Origin of the sequence: Microbacterium lacus (assembly GCF_044794305.1) — a bacterium.
GTDB lineage: Bacteria > Actinomycetota > Actinomycetes > Actinomycetales > Microbacteriaceae > Microbacterium > Microbacterium lacus_B.
The window spans coordinates 45,606-68,170 of the sequence record NZ_CP084996.1; the positions used below are offsets into that span (position 1 = coordinate 45,606).

Annotated in this window: 29 protein-coding genes and 1 tRNA gene; 17 read left to right on the forward strand and 13 right to left on the reverse strand. The window is 64.6% G+C overall.

Going from position 1 to position 22,565, the window contains the following annotated elements; translation table 11 throughout:
* Positions 1-6: 6 nt before the first annotated feature.
* Genes LG299_RS00225 through LG299_RS00235 form a run of 3 tightly spaced genes read right to left on the reverse strand, consistent with a single transcriptional unit; the run spans position 7 to position 1,747 of the window.
* On the reverse strand, positions 7-384 hold the full coding sequence (locus LG299_RS00225; protein ID WP_404432365.1) for an RNA-binding S4 domain-containing protein: 378 nt from the start codon (positions 382-384) through the stop codon (positions 7-9).
* Entirely contained in the window at positions 384-1,121 is a 738-nt protein-coding gene (locus tag LG299_RS00230; RefSeq protein ID WP_404432367.1) for a lysoplasmalogenase family protein, read from the reverse strand. Before LG299_RS00230 ends, LG299_RS00225 begins: the two co-directional genes overlap by 1 nt.
* A gap of 41 nt (positions 1,122-1,162) precedes the next feature.
* Positions 1,163-1,747: a GNAT family N-acetyltransferase gene (locus LG299_RS00235; RefSeq protein WP_404432369.1), complete on the reverse strand. Its 585-nt coding sequence runs from the start codon at positions 1,745-1,747 to the stop codon at positions 1,163-1,165.
* Positions 1,748-1,861: 114 nt separating this feature from the next.
* On the opposite strand from LG299_RS00235, the gene LG299_RS00240 reads away from it, so the two are divergent.
* A tRNA-Pro gene (locus LG299_RS00240) sits at positions 1,862-1,938 on the forward strand.
* Between the two features lie 59 nt (positions 1,939-1,997).
* On the opposite strand, the gene LG299_RS00245 is transcribed toward LG299_RS00240, so the two are convergent.
* Both LG299_RS00245 and LG299_RS00250 read right to left on the reverse strand, forming a co-directional pair.
* Positions 1,998-3,596 carry a serine hydrolase gene (locus tag LG299_RS00245; RefSeq protein ID WP_404432371.1) on the reverse strand — a complete coding sequence of 533 codons (1,599 nt, stop codon included), beginning with the start codon at positions 3,594-3,596 and terminating at the stop codon, positions 1,998-2,000.
* A 186-nt stretch (positions 3,597-3,782) separates the two neighbouring features.
* Positions 3,783-5,075 carry a glutamine synthetase gene (locus LG299_RS00250; RefSeq protein WP_404432373.1) on the reverse strand — a complete coding sequence of 431 codons (1,293 nt, stop codon included), beginning with the start codon at positions 5,073-5,075 and terminating at the stop codon, positions 3,783-3,785.
* A 275-nt stretch (positions 5,076-5,350) separates the two neighbouring features.
* On the opposite strand from LG299_RS00250, the gene LG299_RS00255 reads away from it, so the two are divergent.
* The gene (locus LG299_RS00255; protein ID WP_404432375.1) at positions 5,351-5,716 is read left to right on the forward strand and encodes a cupin domain-containing protein; all 366 of its coding nucleotides are present in this window, start codon (positions 5,351-5,353) and stop codon (positions 5,714-5,716) included.
* A gap of 136 nt (positions 5,717-5,852) precedes the next feature.
* A complete protein-coding gene (locus LG299_RS00260; RefSeq protein WP_404432377.1) occupies positions 5,853-6,203 on the forward strand; it encodes a hypothetical protein in 351 nt (116 codons plus the stop codon).
* 3 nt (positions 6,204-6,206) lie between these two features.
* Here LG299_RS00260 and LG299_RS00265 read toward each other — a convergent pair whose 3' ends face one another.
* From LG299_RS00265 to LG299_RS00275, 3 genes are all read right to left on the reverse strand, one after another.
* Positions 6,207-6,560 carry a hypothetical protein gene (locus LG299_RS00265; RefSeq protein ID WP_404432379.1) on the reverse strand — a complete coding sequence of 118 codons (354 nt, stop codon included), beginning with the start codon at positions 6,558-6,560 and terminating at the stop codon, positions 6,207-6,209.
* A 70-nt stretch (positions 6,561-6,630) separates the two neighbouring features.
* Entirely contained in the window at positions 6,631-7,332 is a 702-nt protein-coding gene (locus LG299_RS00270) for a GAF and ANTAR domain-containing protein (protein ID WP_404432381.1), read from the reverse strand.
* Between the two features lie 117 nt (positions 7,333-7,449).
* The gene (locus LG299_RS00275) at positions 7,450-8,514 is read right to left on the reverse strand and encodes a fatty acid desaturase family protein (RefSeq protein ID WP_404432383.1); all 1,065 of its coding nucleotides are present in this window, start codon (positions 8,512-8,514) and stop codon (positions 7,450-7,452) included.
* A 160-nt stretch (positions 8,515-8,674) separates the two neighbouring features.
* Between LG299_RS00275 and LG299_RS00280 the strand changes: the two genes are divergently transcribed.
* Both LG299_RS00280 and LG299_RS00285 read left to right on the forward strand, forming a co-directional pair.
* Positions 8,675-9,382, forward strand: a complete 708-nt coding sequence (locus LG299_RS00280) for an ANTAR domain-containing protein (protein WP_404432385.1) — start codon at positions 8,675-8,677, stop codon at positions 9,380-9,382.
* 45 nt (positions 9,383-9,427) lie between these two features.
* Complete coding sequence (locus LG299_RS00285) at positions 9,428-9,829, forward strand: ATP-dependent DNA ligase (protein WP_404432387.1); 402 nt, start codon at positions 9,428-9,430, stop codon at positions 9,827-9,829.
* Positions 9,830-9,857: 28 nt separating this feature from the next.
* Here the strand turns inward: LG299_RS00285 and LG299_RS00290 are convergent, their stop codons facing one another.
* The 3 genes from LG299_RS00290 to LG299_RS00300 all read right to left on the reverse strand — a co-directional run bounded on the left by LG299_RS00290 (position 9,858) and on the right by LG299_RS00300 (position 12,465).
* Complete coding sequence (locus tag LG299_RS00290; RefSeq protein ID WP_404432389.1) at positions 9,858-10,538, reverse strand: hypothetical protein; 681 nt, start codon at positions 10,536-10,538, stop codon at positions 9,858-9,860.
* A gap of 95 nt (positions 10,539-10,633) precedes the next feature.
* Positions 10,634-11,584 carry a manganese catalase family protein gene (locus LG299_RS00295; RefSeq protein WP_404432391.1) on the reverse strand — a complete coding sequence of 317 codons (951 nt, stop codon included), beginning with the start codon at positions 11,582-11,584 and terminating at the stop codon, positions 10,634-10,636.
* A gap of 89 nt (positions 11,585-11,673) precedes the next feature.
* On the reverse strand, positions 11,674-12,465 hold the full coding sequence (locus LG299_RS00300; RefSeq protein WP_404432393.1) for a glycosyltransferase family 2 protein: 792 nt from the start codon (positions 12,463-12,465) through the stop codon (positions 11,674-11,676).
* 229 nt (positions 12,466-12,694) lie between these two features.
* Between LG299_RS00300 and LG299_RS00305 the strand changes: the two genes are divergently transcribed.
* The 5 genes from LG299_RS00305 to LG299_RS00325 all read left to right on the forward strand — a co-directional run bounded on the left by LG299_RS00305 (position 12,695) and on the right by LG299_RS00325 (position 16,575).
* On the forward strand, positions 12,695-13,429 hold the full coding sequence (locus LG299_RS00305) for a hypothetical protein (protein WP_404432395.1): 735 nt from the start codon (positions 12,695-12,697) through the stop codon (positions 13,427-13,429).
* Complete coding sequence (locus LG299_RS00310) at positions 13,407-13,820, forward strand: phage holin family protein (RefSeq protein WP_404432397.1); 414 nt, start codon at positions 13,407-13,409, stop codon at positions 13,818-13,820. The genes LG299_RS00305 and LG299_RS00310 overlap by 23 nt, the downstream gene beginning before the upstream one ends.
* A complete protein-coding gene (locus LG299_RS00315; protein WP_404432399.1) occupies positions 13,817-14,392 on the forward strand; it encodes a DUF3618 domain-containing protein in 576 nt (191 codons plus the stop codon). Before LG299_RS00310 ends, LG299_RS00315 begins: the two co-directional genes overlap by 4 nt.
* A 153-nt stretch (positions 14,393-14,545) precedes the next feature.
* Positions 14,546-15,472, forward strand: a complete 927-nt coding sequence (locus LG299_RS00320; protein ID WP_404432401.1) for a L,D-transpeptidase — start codon at positions 14,546-14,548, stop codon at positions 15,470-15,472.
* Positions 15,473-15,567: 95 nt separating this feature from the next.
* A complete protein-coding gene (locus LG299_RS00325) occupies positions 15,568-16,575 on the forward strand; it encodes an aldo/keto reductase (protein WP_404432403.1) in 1,008 nt (335 codons plus the stop codon).
* Positions 16,576-16,592: 17 nt separating this feature from the next.
* Here LG299_RS00325 and LG299_RS00330 read toward each other — a convergent pair whose 3' ends face one another.
* Together LG299_RS00330 and LG299_RS00335 are read right to left on the reverse strand one after the other, a co-directional pair.
* A complete protein-coding gene (locus LG299_RS00330) occupies positions 16,593-17,195 on the reverse strand; it encodes a GNAT family N-acetyltransferase (RefSeq protein ID WP_404432405.1) in 603 nt (200 codons plus the stop codon).
* Positions 17,196-17,308: 113 nt separating this feature from the next.
* Complete coding sequence (locus LG299_RS00335; protein ID WP_404432407.1) at positions 17,309-17,512, reverse strand: cold-shock protein; 204 nt, start codon at positions 17,510-17,512, stop codon at positions 17,309-17,311.
* A 267-nt stretch (positions 17,513-17,779) separates the two neighbouring features.
* On the opposite strand from LG299_RS00335, the gene LG299_RS00340 reads away from it, so the two are divergent.
* From LG299_RS00340 to LG299_RS00370, 7 genes are all read left to right on the forward strand, one after another.
* The gene (locus LG299_RS00340) at positions 17,780-18,079 is read left to right on the forward strand and encodes a DUF1905 domain-containing protein (RefSeq protein ID WP_404432409.1); all 300 of its coding nucleotides are present in this window, start codon (positions 17,780-17,782) and stop codon (positions 18,077-18,079) included.
* Positions 18,080-18,108: 29 nt separating this feature from the next.
* Entirely contained in the window at positions 18,109-18,453 is a 345-nt protein-coding gene (locus LG299_RS00345; protein ID WP_404432411.1) for a hypothetical protein, read from the forward strand.
* Positions 18,454-18,725: 272 nt separating this feature from the next.
* Positions 18,726-19,178 (forward strand): type II secretion system protein, encoded by a 453-nt coding sequence (locus tag LG299_RS00350; RefSeq protein WP_404432413.1) that lies wholly within the window; start codon positions 18,726-18,728, stop codon positions 19,176-19,178.
* Positions 19,179-19,197: 19 nt separating this feature from the next.
* Positions 19,198-19,635, forward strand: coding sequence for a prepilin-type N-terminal cleavage/methylation domain-containing protein (locus tag LG299_RS00355; RefSeq protein WP_404432415.1), 438 nt, complete (start codon positions 19,198-19,200; stop codon positions 19,633-19,635).
* Positions 19,632-20,165 (forward strand): Tfp pilus assembly protein FimT/FimU, encoded by a 534-nt coding sequence (locus LG299_RS00360; RefSeq protein WP_404432417.1) that lies wholly within the window; start codon positions 19,632-19,634, stop codon positions 20,163-20,165. Before LG299_RS00355 ends, LG299_RS00360 begins: the two co-directional genes overlap by 4 nt.
* Complete coding sequence (locus LG299_RS00365; protein ID WP_404432419.1) at positions 20,153-21,694, forward strand: hypothetical protein; 1,542 nt, start codon at positions 20,153-20,155, stop codon at positions 21,692-21,694. Before LG299_RS00360 ends, LG299_RS00365 begins: the two co-directional genes overlap by 13 nt.
* On the forward strand, positions 21,691-22,527 hold the full coding sequence (locus LG299_RS00370) for a prepilin peptidase (RefSeq protein ID WP_404432421.1): 837 nt from the start codon (positions 21,691-21,693) through the stop codon (positions 22,525-22,527). Before LG299_RS00365 ends, LG299_RS00370 begins: the two co-directional genes overlap by 4 nt.
* Positions 22,528-22,565 lie beyond the last annotated feature (38 nt).

Here is a 22,565-nt window from a genome sequence, read left to right on the forward strand (position 1 = left end):
AGCGCGCTACTCCTCTTCTCGGCCGCGAAGCTTGTCGATGTCGCGCCGCTCGCGCTTGGTCGGACGCCCGGCACCCCGGTCGCGGCGCGGGAGGAACGCGGTCAGCTCGCGCGGGGGTGGCGGGGGAGTCTGGTCGTCGACCGACTCGGCCACGAGTGCTGCGCCCACGCGCTTTGTGATGGTCTTGCGGACGACCAGCATCCGGTCGAACCCGCCGATGCGCACGCGCACCTCATCGCCCGGTCGCACGGGTTGCGCGGCCTTGGCTCGCTCGCCGTTGACACGTACATGCCCGGCACGGCATGCGGTCGTGGCGGCGGAGCGCGTCTTGTAGATGCGGACCGCCCAAAGCCACGCGTCGACGCGGGCTGAGGCATCCGTCATCATGTTTCGTCCTGCGCGATGGTGCGATCACGGTCCGAAATGACGACGCCCGCGGCGATGAGACCCTGACCGAGGCAGTACGTGAGCATGACCATGCCGCTGGTCCAGTCGGGCATGGCCTCGGGGGTGAAAAGACGGAACGCGAGGATCGTGTCGGAGGCGAGGAAGAAGGCTCCACCCCAGGCGATGACTGGGTGACAGCGAGCAGCGGTGGCGGCAGTGGCGCCGAGCACGATGCCGTACAGCGATACGGCGATGGCCATCGGGCCTCCGCCGATCTGGCTGAGGATGACCGGCACCAAGACGGCAACGAGGGCGATCCACCAGACGACGTAGACCAGCGACCACCGCGGGACGGTGCGGATGGGCAGGCGCTTTGTGAACAGCCAGATATAGCAGAGGTGTGCGAGTCCGAAGAAGACCAGCATGATCGGCAGAGTGGGCGCGCCCGGGAAGAACGCGCCAGCACCGTCGCCAATCCACGAGAGGGCGATCGCGAGGAACAGGAGTGTGTAGGTCGTGCTCCACGTCGACCCGCGCCCCGCCCACAGCACGGCGACTGTCAGTGCGGGCATGAGCGCCAGCTTGGTCGGGCCCGAGATGACTTCGGACCCGATGAAGAGCGCGCCGATGTGGACCACTGAGATCGCTGTATAGAGCGCGAACCCCCACCACCAGTTCGGGGGCAATGAGGTGGCGACCGTGCGATCGGTCGAGCGTGGGGCGACGTACGACACAGCACTCCTTCGTGGGGGACCGGTCTATCGTATGGCGCGGGTCATTCAGTGAGTGCGAGCGAGACCACGACCCGGTCTGGTTTGGGGCGCGCGATCTCTGTGAATCCCTGCCGCTCGAACACCGAGAGCGTTCCGTGAAACAGCTCGTTGGATGAGTGCTTCTTAGCGGACGTGTCGATCGGGTAACCCTCGACAACGCGCGCCCCGCGATCGCGGGCGAAGTCGACCGCCGCATCTAGAAGCTGAGTGTTTAGACCCTGGCTTCGGAACTCTCGACGCACGACGAAGCAACTGATCGCCCAGATCTCTTCATCGTCGAGCGGACCCTGCATTCCGCTTGCGATCGCGCGCGTCCGAGCAAGGCGTGGCTGTGCCACCCGGGGACCCACGCGCACCCACCCCGCGGCTTCGCCGTCGACGTAGGCGATGAGAGCCGGGGGGACCTCTCTGCGCGTCTCATCCCGAAGCAAGTCGCGCCGCTCTTCTTTGGTCGTGCTCTGGAACTGCGCGTTGGTGAGCGTCCACCACGCACACTGACACCCTGCGCCGTCGCCCCCACCCGTCAGAGCGTGCTGAGCGTCGTCGAAGCGGTCGGCTGTGGCGGGGCGGATGACGATCTCGGTCATTCCCGCACGCTACCGACGGTCTCCGACACTGGCAAGACGTGAGTCTCCGCTCGTTCACAGGCACTCCATCGAGCGGGTAGGATAGTGGAGTTGTCCGCGCTCCGGCGGGGTCAACGGGATGTGGCGCAGCTTGGTAGCGCACTTGACTGGGGGTCAAGGGGTCGCAGGTTCAAATCCTGTCATCCCGACCAGAAGGTCCCGGGAACTCAAGGGTTTCCGGGACCTTTTTCGGTCCGGCTCATGCGCGGAATCACCCCGGCGACGAGCGGGTCCACGTTCCGAGTCCGTTGGTGTCGAAGAAGTCGAGTGTCATCGTTTCGCCCCCCGCTCCAATCGCGAACGTCGCCGAGGAGATCGAGCCTTCGGGTGCGTTCTCGCCGGAAGGGACGAAACTGAAGACATCGCCGTCCCAGTGTGTGAGGTCGAGTTCGTAGCTGCCGTCCGGTCCGAGTCGAGCGAGAAGCCCGTCGCCGGCCACCTCGACTACGGCGGCGCCGAAGTACGCGTTCGACCAACTGCCGGCGTACTCCTCGAGTGGGCGTGGCGGCGCGGGCGAGGCGGGGGCCTCCTCATCGACAAGGTCGCCTGCCGGAGCGTGGTAGTGACCGAGGGCGAGACCATAGTCGGCAAGCCAGTCGCGCGTTGCGTCACCGAACTGCACCCGATCGAGGAACTCGGCAACAATCGCCTCGGCCGCGCCAACCGGTCCGCCATTCGTGATGGCGGCGATACCGAGCCCGAGTTCGGGCACGATCACGAAGTTCGTCGCCGCGCCAAGCACGAACGCGCCCGAGTGGCTTATGGTCACCCGGCCGCTGGGTTGCACACCGACGTTGAAGCCATACCCGTAATTCCCGGCACGCATATCGGCAAAGGCCGGGTGGCCCGAGACGATCTGCGGCGAGATGGCCGGTAGCAATGCCTCCGGAGTGGCGATCTCATCGCCGGAGAAGGTGCCTTGGCCGATCACCATCGACATCCACTTCGCCAGGTCCACGGCATTCGTGGTCACACCGCCCGCAGGGGACTGCGCATCCGGCATCCGCTCATACAACGGTTCGAACCCGTCGCCCACTCGCGTGTGCAGCGCGGCCCGGTTCTCGTGCTCGAGGAAGTCGGCGTACCGCGAACTCGTCGAGGCCATGCCGAGCGGTTCGTATAGTGCCTGCTCCGAGAGTGTGGCCCAGTCGACACCGGCTGCCACGGAAACGGCTTCGGCGCCGGTCGTCATGCCGAAGTTCGCATAGTTGTACGTGATGCGGAACGGGTCGAGCGGCTGCATCCGCAGGTGGTCGATGATGTATTCGCGGTCGTAGCCGATGTCTTCGAGATCATCGCCGGCGGCCAGCGGTAGCCCTGATCGGTGCGCATAGAGGTCGCCGATGGTGAGGTGTTCGGTGACCCACGGATCGGCGAGCGCGAAGCCCTCGAGGTGCTCCACGACCGGAGTCTCCCAGGAGACGACCCCCTCGGTGACCTGGCTGGCGACGACCGTGGCTCCAATGGGCTTCGACATCGAGGCGATCTGGAATACCGTCTCAGCATCGATCTCGGCATCCTCCCCGCTCCTTCGTACGCCGAAGCCTTCGGCAAGCAGCACTTCCTCATCGCGGACGACCGTAACGGCGGCGCCCGGAATGCCTGATTCGTCGAGAATCCGGGCGACGATGTTCGGCAGTTCCTCGACAGCGACGTCGACGCTTCCCTCGGGTAACTCCACCACGTCTTGACTCGGGATCGGGAAGTTCACGGCGCGCGGCGCGTACTCAGAGGCCGCCGTGCAACCGGCAAGCGCGAGGATGGTGATGCCACCGACGATGACCGACAGGGGTGCGTGGCCGCGTTTCATGAGCGGGCCTCCAAGGATGGGGAGGGGCACAGCGCTGATCGCGCCGTCACCTCGGGTGCTTTTTCAGTGTCGACACTACTCCCGCGCGGTTTTCCGGGATGGGATGTGAGGTCGTCGATGGCGCAACCGGCCGACGACACCGCGCAGAGTGCGGAGCGCCTACGCAAGATGAAGCCACTTTCTCGCTCAGGGTCGCGGTGTGCGAACAGCGATGTACAGATCGACCAGTCGATCGCCGAGGGCCGTGCGCAGCATCCGCGATGACGAGAGTTCATCGAGCGCGTCCTCGAGCGTCGCAGGCAGAGACCGGATGCCTCGCGCTTCGCGTTCCTCGGCGCTCAGTCGCATCGGGCTCACCTCGATCGGAGCAGTGGGAGTCGCGTCGCGCGCGAGGCCGTCCGACACGGCCGCTAGCAGCGCGGCGACCGCGAGGTAAGGGTTGGCGGTCGCGTCGCCCGGCTTGACCTCGATGTTCGCGCCGTGGTGTCCGGCGGCCGCCGTTGCGGGCACATAGCGCACGGCCGCTTCCCGATTGCCGGCGCCCCAGCACAGCGACGCGCCCGCCCATCTGCCGGGTCTAAGCCGCTGGTAGCTCGCCTCGCTGCCCGCGAGCAGCGCCGTTGCGGCAGGCAGGGCGTCGATAATGCCTGCAATGACCGAGGCGCCTTGCCGCGTGAGCCCGCCGGAAACCGCGGGGGCGAGCAGGTTGAGCTCTCCTTTCCAGACGGACAGGTGGATGTGCATGCCGTTCGAGGCGGCACCGACGGTGGGAACGGGCGCGAACTGGGCGGTCAGGCCCTGACGGATGCTCGTGCGTTCGATCACCAGACGCGCGAGCAGGTAGTCGTCGCACGCATCGATCGGGTCGCGTGCCGCGAGGGCGATTTCAAACTGGCCGTGACCGTGCTCGGCGTGCAACTGGAGGACGGGCACACCGGCGAGCTCCAGGTCGTCGAAGAGTGCCGAGATGAAGTCCTCGTTTTGCAGGAGCGGCCGCTGGCCGTACGCAGGCCCCTCGTGCGCCGCTCTGAGCTCACCTCCGTCGCTCGCATGGATCAGGCTGAACTCGACTTCGAACCCCACGCGAAACTGCAAGCCACGGTCGGCGAGCGTGGTGCTCGTACGTCGCACGGCATCCCGACCGCAGGCGAAGAACGGGTCCGTGTCGTCCGGCTGCCGCAGATCGGCCGGAGCCCAGACGAGACCCTCCCTGTCAAGGTTCGCTAGTCGTGCGGCGTCTGGGCGAACGAGCAGGTCTCCGATGACCGCGTCCAACCCAGACGCATCGATGGGCTCGTCTGCCGGTGTGAACATCGCGACGCTGCTGAGCGACGCGTGGAGGCCGTGCTGGAGCGCCGAGGCGACATTGTCACGGGGAACAACTCGGGAACGCTCCCGCCCGGCCGCGTCGACCGAGGTGATCAAGAGCCGGCGGATCTCCTGCCCGCCTGGCGGCTCTGGCTTGATGATTCCGTTCATGTCCACGTTCCCCTCGCGGTAGCGGCACCACACCCGTCACACATTGTCCCGTCGGCTGACGGTATCGTCCAGACAGGTGACATTGCGCGCACTCGGCGAAATCGCACAGAAAGGACGAAGTGATTACACTCGATCGGCCCGGGCGGCGGATGTCCCTGGCAGCGCTTGTCGCACTCACGATGCTGACCCTCTCCTCCTGCAGCGGGACGCAGCCACTCGCTGCACAGACTTCGGCGACCTCTACCCCTTCGCCCACGGCATCTGACGAACCACCCGTGCGCGCTGTCGACGTGGCCGCCGGCGAACAGGATGACGCTGTCGAAGTCTTCGTCGACGGCGGTGCGGACGGCGTCGGGGTCACGTTCCGTGAGATCACGATTGAACCCGGCGCGGGCACCGGAGAGCATTGTCACTACGGCCAGTTGATCGCTGTCGTCCAAGAGGGCGCGTTGACCCACTATTCAGCGACTCACCCCGGCGGAGTGCGGGTCTATTCGGCCGGTGAGTCGATCATCGAGGGTGCGGGATACCCCCACGAGGGCCGGAACGAGGGAGACACCGACGTCGTGCTTTGGGTTACCTACGTCATTCCCGACGGGAAACCGCTGGCTGAGACCGACCTGGCTCTCTGCGAAGAGTGACGCAGGAGTGTACAGCGAACTCTCCGGTGCATCTCCGTCGATTGTGCGGCCGCGCGCAGGAGCGTACGATGAGCCCTAGGCCCTAGACCCAGGTTCACTGTCATGTCTCACGCACGACACGGACCGGGAGATCACCATGGGCACTCTGGAGTACGTCACCGCGCACCACATCGCCGAGATAGACGATCGCACCCTCGCGCATCTGCAGATTGTGATCTGCAGCAAGCTCCGCCGCGATGAGAAGTTCACGCTGAGGCTCGCGCCCGCAGACGGGTTTAGCGGTCCCGTGACCGTTCTGTGGCTTTCTTCGTCGCTTCCTCTCTGTTTTCAGTACTCGCTCCCGACCCATCACGAGATCAACGGGGCGTGGTTACGACTTCTTGCCGATGCCGCGTCGAGCAACGCCGGGCTGTGGATCATGCCCGAACCGGCGGTCGCTGCCCCGGCCGTGCAGCATCCGACACCGCGCGAACTCGCTCGGATGTGATCGCTATCGCCAAGGCAATCCGTCTCCGGCAGAGAACTCGTCGATGGAGGCAGCCCAGGGCGGCTCGCCCTGAGAGCTGATCGGCTGGCTGAGCGAATCGATCTGAGCTTGCATCGCCTTCACCGCTTCATCATTGTTGGGCGCCACGGTGGCGGAGTTGGTGGATTCGATGACAAGAACCGTGTTGGAGTTCAGAAGAAAGGACGCCTCGACCGTGTTGCCATCCGGACTGATGGCGTTCAGCGTCACCGAGTCAGCGTGTCGGGCGTCGGCGATCAGTCTCGCGTACTCAAGAAGAGTGTCCGCCGCCTGATCGCCCATCAGGAGGGACCTGTCTGAAAAGGTAACGTGCTTCATGCCGCCACGATAGGTCGGCGATGAACGACGACTCAGGCCATTGACTTTTCGCCAGAGCACGCGATCGTTCTCACAAGGAGAAGTCCAGTCGGCGTGCAACGACCTCGCGGGCGACCTCTCCCACGCTGAGACCAGACGAAAAGGCACGCCCGCGCAAGACGAGCAACGCGTCGTCGACACCGATCGAGAGTTGAGCGGCGATCATCCCCGAAGCCTGATGCATTTCACGCCGAGAGTAGGGGCCTTCGGCGATGCCGTGCTCGTCGTTGTCCAGATCGTCGAGAGCATGGCGAAGCAGGTGTCGGGAGGCGACCGCCGCCAGTACGGTGACGTCGTCGATTGCCCGCTGTGACAGGGGGCGCGATTCGTCCGAGTAGAGGTCGACAGAACCGACGTTGAGGTCGCCGACGAACAGCGGGAAGGCATAGAGCGATCCGATATCGAGCGCGCGCAGCGCCTCTCGGGCGCCCGGCCATCCCGTACCGCCCCGCTGAAGGTCCGGTTCGAGTACCGGAAGCCGGGTGCGCAGTGCTTGCCAGCAGGGGCCCTCACCGAGATCGATCTGTATCTCATCGATCCGAGCGGCCACCGGACTCGAGGCACAGACTGTCTGGCTGCCGAGGGGCTCGCCGAGTGTGGAGATGGCCGCACCCGAAACAGCTGCCGCGCCGACGAAGGGCCCGCACAGGTCATCGCCACGATGTGCCGTGGTCAGGCGGGCGAGCGCTCGGGCGAAATCGCCACGATCATCGCCGGGCAACGTTGCATTCATCGGTTCCGCCCTGCTCGTCAGATGACGAGGCGCGTGGTCGCGAGGCCGTCACTCCCACGCTATCACCCGGTCCTTCGCTCACACCGCTGAGCACCGATGTCAGTCTCTGCCGCGCACTCAGAACGCTTGTCGCTGAGCTACGAGGGGGCAGTCGAAGGGGTCGCGCTCGCCGAGACCCACGCGGTTGATGTACCTCAGGACGATGCCGTACGAGGCGAGCAGACTCGTCTCGGTGTAGGGGATGCCCATCCGCTCGCAGTAGGCGCGGACGATGGGTGCCGCTCGGCGAAGGTGCGGCCGGGGCATCGAGGGAAACAAGTGGTGCTCGACCTGATAGTTGAGGCCACCCATCGCGGTGTCGATGAAGCGACCTCCGCGAATGTTGCGACTCATCAATACCTGGCGGCGCAGAAAGTCGAGCTTCAGCGTGGCGGCGACCAGCGGCATCCCTTTGTGGTTGGGCGCAAAGGACGCACCCATGTAGAGACCGAAGAGCCCGAGTTGCACGGCGAGGAAAGCGGCCGCGAGCCCGGGAGAGAGAACGATGAAGACGAGGGCGAGGAACCCCCCGATACGCACAGTGAGGAACGTGATCTCGACCCAGCGCCGGTCGACGTGTTCGCGCTTGAGCACTCGGGCGATTCCCGAGGCATGCAGCGAAATGCCCTCAAGCAGAAGAACAGGAAAGAAGAACGCTCCTTGGTGGCTGATGAGCCACGACGTCACGGTGTTGCGGCGCCGACTCACTTGCGCCGGAGTCAGCGAGAGTACAGGCATGTCGATGTCGGGGTCGGAGCCGACCTTGTTGGGGTTGGCGTGGTGGCGGGTGTGCTTGTGTCGCCACCATCCGTAGCTGAGCCCCACGAAGAGGTCGGCGATGATCAGGCTCATCCAGTCGTTCCAACGCCCCGACGAGAAGATCTGCCGGTGCGCAGCGTCGTGCCCGAGAAACGCGATCTGTGTGAGGATGACGGCGAACACTGCGGCGGTGACCAGCTGCCACCAGCTCTCGCCGATCCAGATGAATGCGAGGATCGCGACGACGAGGGTCAGGGGCAGCAGGATGAGTTTTGCCCAGTAGTACCCGTACCGACGGCGCAACAGGCCAGCGTCCTGCACCATCGCCGAGAGTGCTGTGAAGTCACTCGGCGTCGTTGTCCGCACTCGGGTGGTGGTCGACATCAGATTGCTCCAGTCCCGCGCTGTGCACGCATCCGTAACGGGGGCGTCGACGAGGTCTGGGGCAACTCTGTGAATTTTATGCCGGGATCCGCGCGCGGGACACCCCCTTGACTTCTGAGGAGTAGCTGATCTCTGCGCGATACCGCCGTAGACTCGCGCTATGCGTACCCGGGAAGATCAGTTGTTGCAGACAATGGCGACGCTGGCGGACTCGCTGGTGGATGACTTCGACGTGGTCGATCTGCTACAGCTCCTGGTCGAAGATTCCGCTCACCTTTTCGACGCCGTTGCCGCCGGTATTCTGCTCCTCAGCCCGTCGGGCCACCTCGAGGTGATCGCATCCACCAGCGATCGCAGCGAGTTCGTCGAACTGATGCAGTTGCGTGCCGGCCAGGGGCCGTGCGTCGAGGCTGTAGAAACGGGTCGGGTGGTTTCGGTCGAAGACCTCAGCGATGTCGCCGATCGTTGGCCGAAGTTCGCAGCCGATGCTCGTGAGTCAGGGTTCGCGTCCTTGCACGCGATCCCGATGCGGCTCCGCGACTCGATCATCGGGTCGCTCAACCTCTTTCGTGACCGCATCGGCAAGCTCAATGAACCCGATGCGATGGCCGCGAAAACCCTCGCAGACATCGCGACGATCAGCATCCTGCAACAGCGCCTTGTCGAAGAATCGCTGCTGACGCAGGGTCAACTGCAACGGGCGCTCGACAGTCGGGTCGTCATCGAGCAGGCAAAGGGCTACGTCGCGCAGCGTCATGAGCTCGATATGGATGCCGCGTTCCAGCTCATCCGAAACCATGCGCGATCCACCCAGACGCGGCTCAGCGATATCGCATCCGACATCACCGCCGGCAGGCTCGTCCTCTAGCCGAGGCCAGCCCGAGACTACTGGTCGGGTTCGCAACGGGCTATCATGAAGGAACACCCCAGAACACCGGTGCCAGCCACATTCGTCGAGCGGCAGGGGTATCTGATGGGCAAGTTCACCTACGACCAAGAGGTTCGGGTCGACATCGATGATCGATTGTTGTTGCATCTGCAGATTGTCATCGGCAACAAACTCCGCCGCGGTGAGAGCTTCTACTTCTCGTGGCGGCTGGACCCCAGCCTTGGGCACGGGCGCCGTTCAGTGTGGATTCACCCCTACGCGGCGCTCACCTTCACTTTTGGCGAATCCCGCACCACCCAGATGAGCAGGGCATGGATCGAGGCGCTCGCGACGACGGCGAACTCGCAACGGGGTCTGTACGCGGTGCCGGAACCCGCGCCCGACGCGGTCGGCGACGGTGAGATCCGCGAGCTCATGGACGCCTGACTGCCGATTCAGACGCCTGACTGCCGATTCAGCGGCCGAGCCCGACTCGGTCGATGCGACGGTGGTAGCGCATGCCGGTCATGCCGCCGAGTACGGCACCGACCAGTGCGACGACGGCTGCGCCGATGGCGGTCAGGATGCCGGTTGCCGTCGCTGTTTCGGGGGTGACCGGAATGCGCGGCAGACCATCGACGTTCGCGAGGATGTCCCACTGGCTGCCTGCGAGTGCTGTCACGATGGCGATGACGATGGCGATGACGATCGCCCACAGCCAGACCGCCACACCCTGTGCGATTCCGCTGAACCGAGCCATCCGACCGGCGACATATCCGCCGGCGAAGTACGAGATGAGCAACACCAGGCCGATGACGATGGCACTCACGATGCCGACCATCGTGGAGTTCTCGGTGACGGCTTCGGTGGCACTCTCGGCCGTGACCTCTGACCCGGATCCCAACCCGATTCCCGCGCCGATTGCGGCAACCAGAGCGGTCAAGAGCACGGCGGTGCCGGTGGCAGTGAGCCAACCGAAGAAAGCGGCTCCGACCTTGACGCCACCGAATTCTCGCTTCTCGCGCTCGAGCACGTCGTGGTGGAGGGTGTTCCCCTCGTGCGATACATCTGAATCTCGACGGGTGTCGTCGTGTTCGGCAACGACGGGCTCGCGGCGAGAGTTGTCGTACTCTGGGTCAGTTGTCGGGGTGCTCATGCCCCCCAGTAAGCCATCCCGGCGCCGATTTCGTCTGGGCATTGCCATCGGCGGAATCTGAGCGTACTCTGCGGCGCCGGACGACGTTCACCGCGTCAGGGGAGCCGGCCGAATGTGGCGTCGATGTCGGCCATCTCCATCGCGGCCGTCGCCGCGATCAGGGCGATCAGCTCTTTGTCTGCGCCGGGGGCGAACTCTTCGTAACGCTCGCGCGAGATCGGCGCGGGTGCGCCTTCGGGGGCCTGCTCGCTAGCGTCCAGGTCGGTGCCGTCCTGTGACGGTGAGAGCCCTTGGAAGATTCTGCCGGCCTCAGACTCCGCTGTCAGATCGAAGGAGTACTGCTTGCTCTGTAGGCCGAGATCGAGAAGGCGCGCCACTTCAGGAAAGCTCTCGGCGTTTGTCTTCGGAATCGGGAGCGTTGCCGACCAGTTGACACCGAGGGTTTCGAGAGCCTTCGCGTAAGCGTTTTCGTGAGCCTGGTCGCGCACGATCAGATACGCGATCGTGGACCGCGCGGTCTTGTTCTGCGTCATCTCGTACATGCGGCACTTCTGTAGGCGTCCGGTGGATTCAAGCATCAGATTGTAGAGCAGGTCGAGCACCAGGTTGCCCGAGTTGTAGACATACGCACCGCTCCACGGATTGCCGACCGCGTCGACCGGCAGAGCACCTTGGGCGCCCACCAGGTAGTGGTGGATATTGCCGGTGTCGAGGGCGATGCTCAAGGGAGTCGCTCCTCCCGCACCGGGAGCATCCACCGGGTCGGTCTTTTTGCCTTGATAGCGCGGTGAACCATCGAGCAGTCGGGAGATGGTGGTGCCGATGAGTTCGACGTGGCTGATCTCTTCCGTTCCGATGCCCTGGATCAGATCGCGATAGGGCTTGGCTGTCGGACCACGGAAGTTGATGCTCTGGAAGAGGTATTGCATCATCGTGCGCATCTCGCCGAACTGACCGCCGAGACCCTCCTGCAAGGCGTTGGCCGCCGCGGGGTCCGGCTCATCCTGCTCGATGTCGTTGATCAGTCGTTGCACGTGAAAGTACATCTCTGCCTCCTGTGTCGTCGTGGGGCAGCCAGTCTCGTGTGAGAGGGCCACACGACAGACACCATCGACAGCGTCGCTGATTCTCGCTACTATCCGCGCTCGGTGATCCTGCGCGCTTGCAGCGACACCGGCCCCCGCCTCCGGAATGCCCGGCGAGTCCAGCGAAGCGGAGGGAACTGCCCGGGCCAGTGCGTCGTGACGGTGTGAAAACCGCGCTGCAACCGCAGACCGAACGCCGACAGGCTGTCGAACGGGCGGCCCGAAATGCCCATTGACAGCGACCGCACGTACCGGATCCGGTGGCGTTCGCCAAGGTGAAACGCCACCTCTAGATCGTCATGCACGAAAGGGTCGTGCCTGTGTACATCCGCGCTGACGGCGGTCCAGGCATCCCGCCGCATTGCCATGTTCGACCCGAACAGCGGCACGTGGCCGAGCGCCGGAAAGAGGCTTGCGTAGTAGGCCGCAAGGTACGCGCGGGCAAGCATCGTTCGCGATCGCAGCGGCCCGTCCACGAAGCGCGCGGGGCCGGTCACCGCCGCCAGAGCAGCGTCTTTCTCGAACGCGGCGACGACGCGCGACAGCCATTCCGCAGCGGGAACGCAATCGGCGTCGATGCGGGCGATGATGTCGCCTTCCGCAGCGTCATAGCCCCTTGCGCTCGCCGCCAGAATGCCGGGTTCGGGTTGCACAAGGACCCATGCACCGGCGTCGCATGCCACCGCGACTGTGTGGTCGCGTGATCCATTGTCGACCACGATGATCTCGTGGGCGGGCAAAGTTTGGTGACTCAATGCCGCCAGGCATCGCCGTAGCATCTCGGCATCGTTCTTCGCGGGTATGACCACACTCACCCTGAGCCGACTTTGCAATGTGACCATGAATGATCTTCGTCACGTGGACGCATATGCGCCGAGGGGGTCGCGCCCGCGGCTGCGGTGGCGTACCCTCCTTCGCCCGAAACAGCTGGCTCGGCGAGCGGTGGTGCTCGGCTGCGGACTGCATAACTCACGGCCACGCGGTTTGCAAGGGGGTCAGTGGGGTGGGCCGGTCGGGCGTAGACATGGCCACTCACCCGGTCCCCTCGGCCGGCACTCGAAAGGGAGAACCATGTCGAACAGCTATGACACTCACGTGTCGAGCGAACCCGGATCCGCGCAGGTGGACTCGCCGGGCACGCTGGAGACAGCCAAAGAAGAAGCGACCGAACTCACCGCCACTGCCGCCGCTCAAGCAATGTCGGTCGGCTCCACCGCCAAGACCGAAGCATCCTCAGTTCTCGGCGAGGCGAAGGTGCAGGCCAAGGACCTTTACGCCCAGACTCAGCGCGAGTTGAAGGATCAGGCGCAGACTCAGCAGCAGCGGGTCGCTCTTGGCTTGCGCGCAGTCAGCGGCGAACTGGACGCGATGGCCTCGAACTCCTCGTCGTCGGGGTTGGCGTCCGATGTCGTACAGCAGGTCTCGGATCGCCTGTCAGCTGCGTCGACGTGGCTCGGAGACCGCGACCCCGGATCGGTGCTGCAAGAGGTCAAGGGCTTCGCGCGCCGCCAGCCCGCCGTCTTCATCTTCGCCGCGGTGGCGATCGGTGTCGCGGCCGGACGTCTCACCCGCGCGCTGGCACAGAATGCATCCGACGACAATGTGGCGGATGCTGCCGCCCAGACTGGTGACGCACCGCGCGCTTCTCAGCCCGAAATGTGGTCGCCCTCCTCGAACGCGGGAGTCCCTGTGGCAGACCCGGACGTCGATACCGCAGTGGATACACCCATCTACGCGCAGTCGTCGTCCGAGTGGGCCGACGCGCTCAGCACGGAGGACGGCGATGTCCGACGCGACTCCGTCTGAAGAGAAGGCCGCCACGACGTCGCTCGGAGATCTGCTCAGCGAGGTCACGCGTGACATCTCGACGCTGATGCAACAGGAGGTCGAACTGGCCAAGGCTGAGTTGAAGCAGTCCGCGAGCAAGTCGGCAAAGGGCCTGGGCAGTCTCGGCGGTGCTGCATACAGCGGCATGATGGCGATCTTCTTCCTCTCGCTCGCGCTGTGGTGGGCATTGTCCACACAGATCGGCGGCGGGTGGGCGGGCGTCATCGTCGCCGTGATCTGGGCCGTCATCGGACTGGTGCTGTATCGCATGGGACGAGCCCAGATGAAAGAAGTACAGGGCGCTCCGCAAACCGTGGCGACGCTCAAAGAAATCCCCGAAACGCTGAAAAGGAATGAGGAGAACCGATGACTGAATCAACGGACGTGATCCGCGCACGAATCGAAGAGACCAGACGAGAGCTGGGCGGCGACGTCGACGCACTCGCTGACAAAGTGTCGCCGAGCAAGATGGTGGAGCGCCAGACCGATAAGGTCAAGGACGCGCTCGGATCGGTACGCGATCGCGTCATGGGGGCAGCCGATGATGCGGGCTCCGCGGTGTCAGGCGCGGGCTCTTCGGCGGCCGACGGCATCGGCGATGCGAAAGACCGCGTCGTCGCCAAGGCCCAGGGTAATCCCATCGCCGTGGGCCTGATCGCGTTCGGAGCAGGTCTGCTCATCTCCTCTATGTTCCCGGCGTCATCGCGCGAGAAAGACATCGCCGCCGACGTGAAAGACAAGGCGCAGCCTCTCCTTGACGAAGTCACCGAGGTCGCCAAGGACGTCGGCACACACTTGAAGGACCCCGCACAGCAGGCCGCGACAGCCGTCAAGGATGCTGCGGCGGATTCGGTCGAGACGGTGAAAGCTCGCAGCGAGGATGCCGTCGATGAAGTGAAAGATCAGGCGCACACCTCGGCCGAGCACGTCGCAGGGCGATAGTCGAAGTGAGACGCGTGTCCCCAGCGCGCAGCAGGGGGTCGGCCGTTCGGTCGGCCCCTGTGTTCGCGGGGCCGTGTGCCCGGATGCGCGATATTCACGCGATGGTGACCTGGCGGATTTGCACGTCGACGCGGAGCGGATGACCATGGACTCATGAGTATCGAGCCACAGCCTGCGCCGTCGGTCTGGCGCGCGCGTTTGTGGTGGATCGGAGGCGCGCTCGCCGCAGGCGCTGTCGCGGGGTTGGTGATCGCGTGGATGCTGCAATCCAGCGACACTCCAGCATCCGCCCCCTCTTCGACTCAGACGGCCACCCCGACGGTGACGCAGACCTCGACACCCGCGCCCACACCGACCGAGACCGGCTTTCCGGTCAACACGGCGTCGTACGACACCGGCGGCATGCCCGAGGTGAACGTGTTCGCGGTTGTGGCGCCGCTGCCGGTGGATGCCGCCACCGCCGAGCCCTTCACCGGCGAGCTCGCGTCGCCGATCGGTGCTGCTGCGCCTGTGTGGGCCGACCCCACGGGCGAGCCCGTCGCCTACTTGCCGAGCCAGTATCAGCACGGAGGCACGACGGTTCCGGTCATCGAGCGGCAAGAGCACTGGGTGCACGTCCTGCTGCCCGGACGCCAGGCTGTGCCCTCGCAGGGCAATCCGGCCCAGGTGACGGGGTGGATGCGCGTGGCCGACGTCGCCCTCACCGGCACGCCGACCGTAGTCGAGGTCAGCATTTCAGGCCGCACCGTCGACATCGTCGAGTCCGGAGTGTCGAACCGGATCGCGACAGACTTCGCCTGGGGAACCGAGCAGACTCCGACACCCGTCGGGCGCACCTTCATCATGACCACCGCCGTCGTGCCCGAGTACGGCTACACCCGCGGCTACCCGATCGTGTACCTCGGCGTGCAGTCCCCGACCCTCGACGGCTTCGGGGGAGCGAGCGTCGCGGTGACGGCGTTCCACTATCACGATGCCCGTTCGGGGGCGGTTTCGAACGGATGCCTCCGCCTCGACGAGTCCGCGATCGAAGCGCTCGCCGCGCTTCCAATGGGCACGCCCGTTATCGTCCGGCCCTAAGCCCAGGCGATTGCGCCTGCTCGGCCCTCGAGCTCGCCCCGGATGGCATGCTGGGAAACGGTCGCCCATCGGCGGGCGAGCGCGAAGGGAACATCATGCAGCAGCGTCCGTTGGGCCGCACCGGCCGTGACGTATCGGCCATCGGCCTCGGAACCTGGCAGCTCGGAGCCGACTGGGGCAACGTGAGTGAGGATGACGCGATCGCGGTGCTCGCAGCATCCGCAGATCGTGGCGTGACGCTGTTCGACACCGCTGATGTGTATGGCGACGGGCGGAGCGAGCGTTTGATCGGCCGGTTCCTTGGCGAGCGCCCCGGGCACGGCGTCACCGTCGCGACCAAGATGGGCCGCCGCATGGAGCAGGACCCTCAGAACTACACGCCCGAGAACTTCCGCGTGTGGACTGATCGTTCGCGCACGAACCTCGGCGTCGACACGCTCGATCTCCTGCAGCTGCACTGTCCGCCGACGGCTGTGATCGAGGCCGATGCGACGTATGACGCGCTCGACGCGCTGGTCGCTGACGGCACGATCGGCGCGTACGGAGTCTCGGTCGAGACGTGCGCGCAGGCGCTCGCCGCGATCGCGCGTCCGAACGTGAACAACATTCAGATCATCTTCAACCCGTTCCGGCTGAAGCCGCTCGACGAAGTTCTGCCTGCCGCCGAGGCGGCGCAGGTCGCGATCTTCGCGCGTGTGCCGCTCGCATCGGGACTGCTGTCGGGCAAGTACTCGGCATCTACGACGTTCGCCGACAACGACCACCGCACCTACAACCGCGAGGGCGAGGCATTCGACAAGGGCGAGACGTTCTCGGGAGTCGACTTCGCGACCGGTCTCGACGCGGTCGCTGCGCTGTCGGGCGCTCTGCCCGAGGGTGTGTCGTTGCCAGCAGCGACGTTGGCGTGGATTGCCTCGCAGCCGGGTGTCACCACGGTGATTCCGGGCGCGCGTTCGGTCGCGCAGGCGGAGTCGAATGCGGATGCTGGAGCCTTGCTCGACGGTGCAGTTTCAGCAGCAGGGTTCGATGTCGCCGCATTCGGTGTCGTGGTGCGCGAGGTCTACGACCGGCTGTTGAAGGACTCCATCCACCCCCAGTGGTGAGGAGCGCCTGCCACGGCCTACAGAGCGAGCCGCATCACCACGCGCCGCTTGGTGGGGTGTGAGACCTCGGTGAACCCGGCCGCGACGAAGGGTCCAAGCGGGCCGATGCTGAGTTCGTCCCAGGTGACCTTGCTCCCGGCCGTCAGCAGGGGATACCCCTCGATCGCCGATGCCCCCCGCGCACGCGCGTGCTCGACGGCCGCCGCAACGAGCGGGTAGGTCAACCCGCGACCGCGAAACCCTCGCCGGACGACCAGGCATGCGATCGCCCAGACCGTCGGGTCGTCCATGTCTTCGTTGCGGTCTGTCCAGGGAACGGGGGAGCCGCGCAGGCGTCCGTAGACTCCGCGTCGGTCGACGGCGCACCAGCCGGCGGGCTCGTCATCGAGGTACGCGACGATGCCGATCGTCTCGGTCGCGCGCGGGTCATCACAATGTGTCTCGGCCAAGAGAATCGCAGAGCGCTCTTGCTGAGGCAGCCGGAACCAATCGTGGTCTCCGAGACGTTGCCGCTGGCATTGGCAGCGGCCAGCTGAGCCGGTGAGGATCGCCTGGAGGTCATCCCACGAGGCTTCGTTGGCCGGGATGATGCGCAGTCCACTCAGGTCGGGCGTCGACATACGACCAACCTACTCACGCCGCCGACACGGGCGGCGGTAGGAACGCCCCCGTTAACGCCGAAAGGGAGAGGCGCCGAATGAACGGCGGCTCTCCCTCTCGGGTCTAAGGAAGATCAGACGAGACGGATGTTCTCGGCCTGCATGCCCTTGGGGCCCTTGGCGAGGTCGAATTCGACCTTCTGGTTCTCTTCAAGTGTGCGGTAGCCACCCGTGGTGATCGCGCTGTAGTGGGCGAAGACGTCGGCCGAGCCGTCGTCCGGCGCAATGAAGCCGAAGCCCTTGTCAGCGTTGAACCACTTAACTGTTCCGGTGGTCATGGTGTTTCCTTACTTTCTTTGGGGCCATATTGCGACCCCGGCAATGCCGCGCAACTCGCACGGACGAGGTTTTCCGCGATGATCGGATGATCTGCGGAAGAAATAGGGGAGACGAATCTCGGACTTACCGCCGGCAGAGTGCCGATGAAGCGAGTAGCAGAACGCTGTCGCTTCTTCAACCATAGCCCTAAACGCCGACATGAGACTGGCAAAGGCCTGTACTGGTTGCCGAATGTTCATATCGGACGCCTGCGCTACGGTGTTCGCGTGATCATCGAGTTCGACGCCGAGGTCTTCATCTGGGATGCCCCCGAGAAGGCGACCTTCTATCTCACGGCCGTGCCGCCCGAGCTGAGCGAAGAGATCCGCGAGATTCCGCGTATGCCGCGGGGGTTCGGCTCCGTGCGTGTGCGTGCGACGATCGGCGGCTCGACGTTTCAGACGTCGGTCTTTCCTGATTCGAAATCGGGTTCCTACGTGCTGCCGCTTAAGAAAGCGGTGCGGGATGCCGAGTCCCTCGCCGACGGCAACCCCGTGCACGTGCGGCTCGAGGTTCTCGACGGTTGACCCCAAGACCCGGCACGTACGCTTGAACTATGCGCTACCCAAAGCCCTTCACCGCGCTCACGCTCGCCGCAGCCCTCGCGCTCACCGGGTGCGCAGCATCCGACACCGCCGACAATCCACTCTCCGACATCGTTGACCTGGTGCCCTGGGCGCAAGAGATCGCCGACAACGCGTCCGTCGACCAGGTCACGGAGCGAATCGAAGAGCTGAAGTCAAGCCTGCCGGATCTCGACATTTCTGAAGAGACGAAGGCCGAGATCGAGCTTCGAATCGAGCAGCTTGTCGCCGACCTGCAGGAAGACTCATCACGCCTGCCCGAGCACATCGCCGAGCTGCAGAAGATCGTCGAAGACCTCACATCCGCGGCGCAGTAGGGCTCGGGTCGGGATGCATCGAGGCTCGGACTAGCCGCAACGCGTACTCGCGCTGAGCTTTTCCTTGACAAACCCTGCGCTCAGGGTTATTGACGCCACGGAGCGGTACCACCACGCTTGTAGGTGGGAGGGGATATACGCGCGCCTTGCGTGCGTCTCGACCGGGCTTTGGTCGTAACTGAAGATACGTTACTGAGCAGACATGAGCCGGTGCGGCGTGCACCAATTGGTCGAAGCCGACTTCATCACTTCAATTCAGGGAGACAGCGCACATGCGTGCATTCATCAAGAACTACATTGCGGCCGGGAAGGTTCGCCGCGAAGAAGAGGGTCGCGACGCTGGCTTCTCGCTCATCGAGCTCATTGTGGTCATCGTCATTCTTGGCATCCTCATTGCTATCGCAATTCCCGTCTTCCTTGGAGTGCAGGACTCGGCACGCGAAAATGCGGTGAAGACGGCTGCAGCGAACGGTGCGACCGTTGCGGCTGCGGAAATCGCGCAGAACGATACCGCAGCTGGCGCGGACTTCTCATCACTGGAGAATGGCGACATCACGTTGGTCGCGGTTGTCGAGGGCGAGACATCGCTGACCGCTCTTTGCGTTGGGGCTAGGGGCTTCACCAACGTAGTTCACTACGCTGGGCCCGGATCAAGGACCGCGGAAAATGGAACGACATCTTGCGTTGGTGGCGCGGCACTTCCCGCAGCGCCGGCTGCTGGGTAGAAGGTCTCGAAGCGAGGCGGTGATCTCGCGCAACGGTGGCGAAGAGAGAAGAGGCGTTGGCGTTCAGCTCGACAAAGGGTTCAGCATCGTCGAGATGATCATCGCGATGTTCCTCCTTGCCGTGCTTGCGCTCGCCGTCCTTCCGCTCCTGATCGGCGCGACGCAGGCCAGCTCGGTGAACAAGTCGCTCAATGCAGCGACGACGTTCGCCGGTGCTCAACTTGCGCCGATTAGGGCGGACTTTCCCGCTCAAGGCACCAACTCGTGCGCGGCAGTTCACGCCACCGCCGGTTCTGCTGAAGACCTCGCGAACGGCCTTGAATCAACCGTCGTCGTGGGGACGTGTCCAGGTGTCTATCCAGGCACCGTCACGGTCACGGTCACGGTCTACCGGGCGGGCGAACCGTCCTCACCGCTCATCACCATTCCGACCAGGGTCTTAGTGTCAGGTTCATGAATCGCCGAGCAGATGACGAGACCGGCATCACGCTGGTGGAGCTCATCATCTATGTTCTGCTCGCCGCACTTTTTCTGGGACTGATGGCGATTCTCTTCGCGAACGGCTGGCGGTCGCAGACGGCTACGACCGAGCGCGACTCGGCAACGGGTCGAGCAGCGGTGATCAGCAACTCTCTGCAGACGTCGATCCGCAACGCGGACTCCTTTTTGCTGGAGGCGGGAGGTACTGTCCTGCGGGCGAAAGTCGCGGTCGGATCGTCGGGGGTGGAGTGTCGCGCCTGGGCCATCGTCGGCGGTAACCTGACCTACACATCGACGCCAACGATCGGCCCGCTCGACATCACGTCTCCGGCAACGTGGACACCTCTCGCAGAGGGCGTTACGGGAACATTCGCTGCGACACCGGCCGCCACGGGACCCCGTCTTGACTACAACCTCACGCTGACAGTCGCCGATCAAACAGTCCCCGTCGCCGGCGGCGTCACGAGGCAAGCAAAAATCGAAGGGGAGGGGTCATGTTGGCCCTAAGGCAGGCTCACCCGGCTGAGCCAGACGACCGCGGCTCCACGCTCGTGGTCGTGCTCGTTGTGATGCTAGTGCTCACGACCCTTGGCCTCACCGTCGCCGCGATCGTCACGAACACGACCGGAATGCTGGTCGACAACCGCACTACCGCCGAGTCGCGCGCGGCTGCCGATGCGGGCCTTGCCGAAGCAGTGGCTGAAGCCAAGCGCACGAACGAGTTCTGTGACCTCGCGCTGAGCGGATCCTCTCCGACGTTCGAAGTGACGAGCACGTGTCCGGAAGGTGAGGACACGGTGGTCTTCACCTCGGTTGGCCACGGCGCGGCAGCTGGCGTCACCACGGTCGAGGCTCGTTTCGAGTACGCCACAGAGAGCTCAGGTCTTGCTGGTGCGGCCGAGCTCGTCTTCTTCAACTCCTCTGGGTCGAACGTCTACTTCACCAATCACGTGCTCGCACACGCCGATTCCAGTCTTGCCACCGTGCTTTTCCCGGGTGGCGGAGGGCTCGAATGCAAGACCGTTGTTCCTGCAAACGTGCTGATCGTCGGTCCCTTCAGAGGACAGGCAGGGTGCACCATAGAGGGCTCCGTGTTCGCGGGTGGCGCGGGAACCCCGCCCCAGACGGTCAAGGAGAAGGGGACGAGTTACCCCGTGGCAGCGTTCCTGAACAACTCAGATGTCATCGAGGGCGATCTCGTTGCTCGCGGGAATGTTCACCTCGGCGGAACCTCGCGAATTGATGGCACGGTGACGATGCCCACCGGTTCGCTCCTTTTTGTGAATGGCGCGAGCCAGGGAAGCCCGACGAGCAACTCGCGTGTGTCGGGTGGTGCGGGAGGCAGCATTCTCTACGATCCCGCCCTGGTCGCACCCGATTTCCCGACCTGGTACGAGTTCGCCTACAGCTCGGCAACAGACTGGCCGGGGTACGACAAGCTCGTCCTGAGCGCCACGTCGACCCCGTATACCTGCTCGACGTTCAAGGGCAGCGGAACCACGTTCTGGACGTCCTACGTCAACGGGCTGACCAAGAACACCGTAGTGGATGCGCGTGCGTGTGCCGGTGGGTGGGATACAGATCAAGGTGCAACCTCGACAGCGTCGCTCGGCGTGGATCTCGTGCTTCTTGGGAACGCCTTCACCTTGGGCAAGCTGACTCTGACGCCGAAGTCGGGAACTTCACCGAGAGCATGGTTCGTTATACCCGACGCAACCAACGACGGAAAGGCGACATGCCCGGCCGCTGACTCTACGAGCAACTGGGACTACAAGATCGAGACCGACGCGACCATCAATGTGACCGTCGAGTCAATGATGTACACACCGTGCACCATCCGAGTCGGCGCGGGGGGCACATGGACGGGCGCGATGTACGCCGGTGATCTTGATGACGGCGGTGATGTCAATATCTACCCCGCACTCATGGCATTGCCCGGTCAGTGGGGTAGCGGTTCGAACGGTGGTTCTGGCGGCGGGTCAGGTACGGGAGTAACAACCCTCGGCAACCTGGTTTCGCAGCGTGATGTTCCATGACGGGAATCGCTCCCGCCACTCTTGTCGCGTACTTCGTCTTCGCTGGACTGCTCGGTCTCGTCGTCGGCTCTTTTCTCAACGTTGTCATCTCCCGCGTGCCCGCGGGCATCTCGCTGGTGCGCCAGAGTCAGTGCCCGCATTGTGAGGCACCGGTCAAGCCGTGGCAGAACGTTCCCGTTGTGTCGTGGATCGCACTGCGAGCGAAGTGCGCGTCATGCGGCGAACGCATCTCGGTGCGCTACCCGCTGGTCGAGCTCGCCACAGCTGGGGCCTTTGTCGCTGTCGTCGCCTGGGCACTGAACACGGCGACACCCGGTAGCAACGAGTGGTCGGTGGGTGTGCTCATCGTCGCTTACCTCTACTTCGCGGCGATGTCGATTGCGCTGACCATGATCGACCTCGATACGCACCGGTTACCGAACGCGATCGTGCTTCCGAGTTACGCCATCGGCGGCATCCTGCTCACCGTCGTCTCGCTCCTGAGCGGTGACTGGGGTGCCCTCGTGCGCGCGTCGATCGGCATGGCCGGGCTCTATGCGTTCTACTTCGTGCTGCGGTCGGTTCGCCCCGACGGTATGGGCGGCGGTGACGTCAAGCTCGCCGGCGTGATCGGCATGTACTTGGCCTACCTCGGCTGGGGCGTGCTCGCGGTGGGTGCGTTCGCGGCCTTCCTCTGGGGGGGCATCTTCGGCATCGGACTTCTCCTCGTCGGCAGGGCAGGACGCAAATCGGCCATCCCGTTCGGACCCTGGATGATCGCGGGCGCCTGGACGGGTATCTTCACGGGTGAGGCTCTCGCTCGCTGGTATCTAGGACTTTTCGTCACGGTCTAGCGCACGCGCTCGGCTGGGATGATCTGGGGGAAGGGAAG